The 5,537-nt window shown below is 26.4% G+C and carries 5 protein-coding genes; 1 reads left to right on the top strand and 4 read right to left on the bottom strand.

Annotated elements, in window-relative coordinates:
* The coding region (locus I4V51_RS20290; protein ID WP_195990258.1) for a hypothetical protein at positions 1-599 on the top strand (599 nt) is incomplete at its 5' end.
* 156 nt (positions 600-755) lie between these two features.
* On the opposite strand, the gene I4V51_RS20285 is transcribed toward I4V51_RS20290, so the two are convergent.
* The 4 genes from I4V51_RS20285 to I4V51_RS20270 all read right to left on the bottom strand — a co-directional run bounded on the left by I4V51_RS20285 (position 756) and on the right by I4V51_RS20270 (position 5,209).
* Positions 756-2,492, bottom strand: a complete 1,737-nt coding sequence (locus I4V51_RS20285) for a DUF2207 domain-containing protein (RefSeq protein ID WP_195990257.1) — start codon at positions 2,490-2,492, stop codon at positions 756-758.
* A gap of 252 nt (positions 2,493-2,744) precedes the next feature.
* Entirely contained in the window at positions 2,745-3,194 is a 450-nt protein-coding gene (locus I4V51_RS20280) for a MarR family transcriptional regulator (protein WP_195990256.1), read from the bottom strand.
* A gap of 42 nt (positions 3,195-3,236) precedes the next feature.
* Positions 3,237-4,637, bottom strand: a complete 1,401-nt coding sequence (locus tag I4V51_RS20275; protein WP_195990255.1) for an MATE family efflux transporter — start codon at positions 4,635-4,637, stop codon at positions 3,237-3,239.
* 170 nt (positions 4,638-4,807) lie between these two features.
* Complete coding sequence (locus I4V51_RS20270) at positions 4,808-5,209, bottom strand: hypothetical protein (RefSeq protein ID WP_195990254.1); 402 nt, start codon at positions 5,207-5,209, stop codon at positions 4,808-4,810.
* Between the last annotated feature and the right edge of the window lie 328 nt (positions 5,210-5,537).

The following is a 5,537-nucleotide window of genomic DNA, read 5'->3' as shown; positions in this document are numbered from 1 at the left end:
ATATATATAAAGAAATAGTTACTCCTACACCTATAAGTTTTCAAGATATAAATGAATTGCTTATGGATTACAACATTACAGACCCTATGATTTATAAAAAAACTAAAGATTTTATGCCTCAGCCACTTTCTTATGTTAACAATATTAACTTAATAGATGCTGAATATGTAAACTTTAATACACTTAATGCACCTATTTCTATGACTTTAAATTATGCTACTGGAAGAGCAGAATGTTTTGCTACTGCTGAAATTCAATATAAATATAAAAAAGGCTGGTTTATAAAAGACTTTATTAATATTAAAACTGATGACTTTATACCTTTATTCTCTGCTGGTGATATTTTATTAGATATTCTAAGTGATGCAGTTTATTTTGGAGATGGATTTTCATTTAATAACATTAATTATGAATATACTAAAGATTATATAGATTCCCTTTATGTTATATCTGAAGAGGGAGATATTTCCTCTACTACAGTTAAGGTTGGATCTTTTGATACAGGTAGAGAAGTACATTTATCTGCTACTCTTTCTTATAATTTTGATGAAGGTACATGGGATCTTATAGATTATGCTCCTACTGTTTATGATTATTAATTTAATTAAAATAAAACTGCCGATAACACTATTTGTTATTGGCAGTTTTTCTATTTATCCTAAAAATATCATTTATACATTAATTATTTGTTATGCTATAGCTAAAGAGTATAAGTAGATTTTATAAATATATTATTATTTATTACACATTTACATTTAAAAGGCTCCTGAGTCACCTCCACCGCCACCAGTAAAATCTCCTCCCCCAAAGAAACCTCCTCCAGTACTAGTTGTATCAAAACTATCTGGTGCAGAAGTTATAGGATTTACTATATTATCTGCTCTATGGCTAATATCATTAAATATTGTTGCATATAAAATATAATTATTCATGTACATATATTCAATAGAGCTAAAACTATCTATTTTTCTTCCTTCTGTAGATGTTACTAAATTAATAATATTTTTTAAATCATTATCACTTACTTCTAAGGCAGAAGCATAAATTATTGTTAAGTCACTTAATAAACTATTATCTAAATCATTAATTGAATATACATTTTTTAAATAATTCTTATAAGAAATCCATCTTGATTTTTCGTTAAACCATCTATTAGTAAGAACATCTTTATTTCTTATTCTTATATAAAACTCTTTTTCACTAGCTTCATGTTTAATTTCACCTATCCATCTATTTAAATTATTTATAAACTTATTTGCCTCACTTTCTGAAGAAACTAGCCCTTTTATTTGTTTCATAGAAAAACTTCCATTAACTTCATAATCACTAAACCAAGTTAATATATAATCTAAATGCTTATATCCTGTTTTATTGTTATAATTTCTTCTTATAAAAAATAAATCATTCTCATCTTTATCAGAATCATTTATTTTTTCTTCTATCGTATAATAACCTTTATTAGCTAAATAAAATAATGTAACATTCAGCATTTCCTTAGACACAACTTTTTCATTTATTAATAAATTTACTAATGCTGGCGGTAAGTCTGATGGTGGTTCCATTATAATTTCATATTTAGTAATTATGTTATTTTTTCTATATTCACTTACTTCCTCTTCAAACTTAGATTGATTTGAAGAAAATATAAATATTGTTGATATTCCACCTATTACAATAGCTGCTAATATTAAAAATCCAATTACTTCACTATTATCTTCTTTTTGATAATAATGCTGATCTATATTATCAAAATCATCTAATGGATAATCCTTATCATAATAGTATTCATACTCATCTATTATATTTTCCTTATCATGAAACTCTGATTCTTCTACATTTGATAAATAACCTGATTGAAATTTCATATCTATTCCTATTAATGTAGTTAAGTTTTTAAAGCTAATATTTATATAATCCTTTGTATGAGTAGTTTCAATTTCCCCTTCACCATATATATCATAATAAAGAACATTTTCATCAAATTCTGTATCCTTTAATGAAATTTTAATATTTCCTTCTTTAACAGATTCAATATTTTCAACATTATAAAAATTCCAATATAACTCTGAATAATCTAAATATCTTAAAGCTGCTGCTTTTATAGTATAATTTAATTGAATCTTTTTACTTTCATTGTTACTTTTGCAAAATAATTTTATTTGAGTTCTTTCAAAGTCCTCATCTATTTCATATGTATTATTTTCTTCAGAGTAATCCTCTACAGCTTCAATAACATTTCCATCTTCATCAATAATTGAAACACTATTTATTACATATTCTTCTGTTCCTATTAATGCTAAATTTCTATAAACTCCATTAAACTGGCCATTAAACCTATAATCCATTATTTCATTTACAACAACATCACCATTATCAAGTATCACAGCTTCAACATTTAGTTTGTCAATAAAATACTCTCTACTTGTTCCATAAACACTTGTAGGTGCTATAAGCATAAATACTAAACTTAAAATTACTAATAATTTTCTCATTATATTCACCCCCATTTATTTTTACATAACCCTTTATATTATTTTACCATATAACCCATTATATTATAATTTTCTTTATTTCTTTTTGTAATTTATCACAAAGTACAAGCTTCCACTGAAGAAAATTTATATATTTCAAACTAATTAATTATTTACTAACAACAGTATTTGTTTTAATATTATGCAAATCTATTCTATCCTACAAAAAAAGAAGCAGCTACAATACTTTTTTGTATAACTACTTCTTCTTTCTTATTCATATTCACTAAATGGATAATGTGGATTATTCCTAGCTATTTTTCTCATAATTAAAAACAAAGCATCTTTTTCTTCTTCTGTTAACTCCCCTACTAATCTCTGTTCCCATAAGTCAGATATTCTAAATACCTCTTCCTTCTTAGAGATAGCTTTTTCTGTTAAATATATATGATACTTTCTTTTATCCTCTTCATTTAAAACTCTCTTTACATATCCCTCTTCTTCAAGCTTAATTATAGCTCTAGTTGTTGTAGCCTTATCTACAGACATTTTTTCAGTTAATTCATCGTGACTAAGTCCATCTTTTAAATAAAGCATAATTAAAAATTGATACTGTCCTGCTCCAAAACCTAAATCTTTATATTCTTTTATTAAAAGGCTTTGACCCTGTCTATAAAAATGTCCTATATATCTTCCAAGGGATTCACCATAGTATTTTTTCATTTGATATTTCCTCCGTACGTATAGTTCTAACTTAATTATACCCTATACTGCAACTTCTGGTGAAATTTCTTTATTAATTTCTTCGTCCTTACCTAAAGTTCTCATTTCTCTAATTATTATTACTCCAGAAAGTATAACTGCTATTCCATCTGCTATTGGTCCTGCTAACCAAACACCTTCTAATCCCATGAATTTAGGAAGTATTAAAAATGCTGGTATTAACATTAATACTTGTCTTGATAAACCTAATAACATAGATTTCTTTGGCTTTCCAATTGCTTGATAATAGTTTGATGCTGTCATTTGTACTCCTATAAGTGGTAACATAAATAGATATACTCTTATTCCATTAACAGCTATATCTGTTAGCATAGGATCATTATTAAACATTCCTATAGCCTTTTCTGGTAAAAATATAATGAAAATCCAACTTAATAGTAACACAACTGTACATCCTATTAATCCATATAGGTAAGTTTTCTTAACTCTATCATATTTTTTTGCCCCATAGTTATATCCTATTATAGGCTGTGCCCCTTGATTTAAACCGAATATAGGCATTATAAATATTGTACAAACTGATGTAATAACTGCCATTGCACCTATTGCTAAATCTCCTCCATAAGTCATTAAAGCATTATTAGCAATAACTTGTACTATACTTCCTGCAACTTGCATACAAAATGGTGCTAATCCTATCATTAATATTCTCTTTATTATTTCACCATCTAACATCATATCTTTTTTATTTAACTTAATTGTTGATTTACTACTCTTTGTAAAGTAATAAATAACCCAGCATCCAGCTACAAATTGTGATATTACTGTTGCATAAGCTGCACCTTGTATTCCTAAACCAAATACAAATATAAATATTGGGTCTAAAATAATGTTTATAATAGCTCCAATTAACATAGTGCTCATTGCTATTTTAGGATTACTATCTGAATTAATTGAATGATTTAATCCAAATGCACATAAGTTACATATTGTTCCTATCATTAAAGGCCTAATATAAGCTAATGCATATGGCATTGTATTTTCACTTGCTCCAAATACTCCTAAAATTCCTGTAGCAAATACATTACCAAAAACAGCTACTATTAAACTTATAATAATTATTGATGTTAATCCATTTCCTAAATACTTTTGTGCTAAATTTCTTTTACCACTTCCAAATGCTAGGGATATACTTGCTGATGTCCCTATACCTATAAGCATTCCAAGTCCAGTTATTATAGATGTAACCGGCATTGTAATTCCAACTCCAGTAATAGCTAGTCCACCTATATCAGGTATATTACCTATATAAATTCTATCTACTACATTGTAAAGCATATTTACTACCATTCCTATAATTGCTGGAATAGAGAACTTAACTAATAACCTTACTATACCTAAGGTTCCTAACTCTTCTTGATTTTTATTTACGCTTACCGCCATTAAAATTTCACTCCTTTTAACTTTGTTGCTATATCAACGAAAAATTATACACAATTTTCGTTGCTATCGCAACAATATTTTTAAAATTTTTATCCTTTAATGTTAAAGTTTATTAACATTAAAATATCCCACTGAAGTTTTATAACACTTCAGTGGGATATCTTTATTATCTATTCTGAAACTTCCTTTTCAATTTCTTCTAATCTTTCATATATTGCTTCACATCTAAATTCTGCATATTTTAAATTTCCAGCATACTCTTTAAACTCTTCTTTAGAATATCTTTTAAAATCATACTCTAAATCTGCTTCTGCTAAGCTAATAGCTTCATAGAATCCAGCACTACAAGGACCCCATCCTCTCATTTCAGCTTGAAAAATTGAACTTATTTCACTAAGTGAGTACTCTTTTATACCTTCAAACTCATCATCTACTTCAATTACTTCACCATTTTCTTTTATACTTATAGCCTTTAAAGGATTTGTTCCTAATATTGCAGCCTCTTCTCTAAACTCTTTAATTAATTCTACTGCTTCATTTGCTAATTTCATTTGTTTTTCTAGTATAATCATATTATCCATCATCCTTTTCTATCTTTAATCTAAAATTTACTTTACTTAAATAATTTAAATGTATATTTTCATTTTATTATTAATTATAACAACTTTCTTCCATATTTTTTGTCGAAATAAGTTGTAGATATTAAATTTTATAAATTTATCTAACTAGTTTTTGTAAAAAATAAAAATTTTTTATAATATAAAAAGATGGCTATAAAAGCCACCTTTTTTTAAATCCTTCTATTTATTTTGTATCACTCAGTAACTGATCTATTACTTTAATTTATTTCACATTATATATTTTCCATATTATACTATGATAATATCTTATTATAGATCG

It is taken from the genome of Clostridium sp. D53t1_180928_C8, from assembly GCF_015667795.1.
Classification (GTDB): Bacteria; Bacillota; Clostridia; order Clostridiales; family Clostridiaceae; genus Clostridium.
This window is presented reverse-complemented; position numbering and strand designations above follow the sequence as displayed.

Coding starts and splice junctions, on each gene's coding strand:
- I4V51_RS20275 (WP_195990255.1), bottom strand. CDS start 4,637: ATGGCGGTAAGCGTAAATAAAAATCAAGAAGAGTTAGGAACCTTAGGT.
- I4V51_RS20280 (WP_195990256.1), bottom strand. CDS start 3,194: ATGAAAAAATACTATGGTGAATCCCTTGGAAGATATATAGGACATTTT.
- I4V51_RS20285 (WP_195990257.1), bottom strand. CDS start 2,492: ATGAGAAAATTATTAGTAATTTTAAGTTTAGTATTTATGCTTATAGCA.
- I4V51_RS20270 (WP_195990254.1), bottom strand. CDS start 5,209: ATGATTATACTAGAAAAACAAATGAAATTAGCAAATGAAGCAGTAGAA.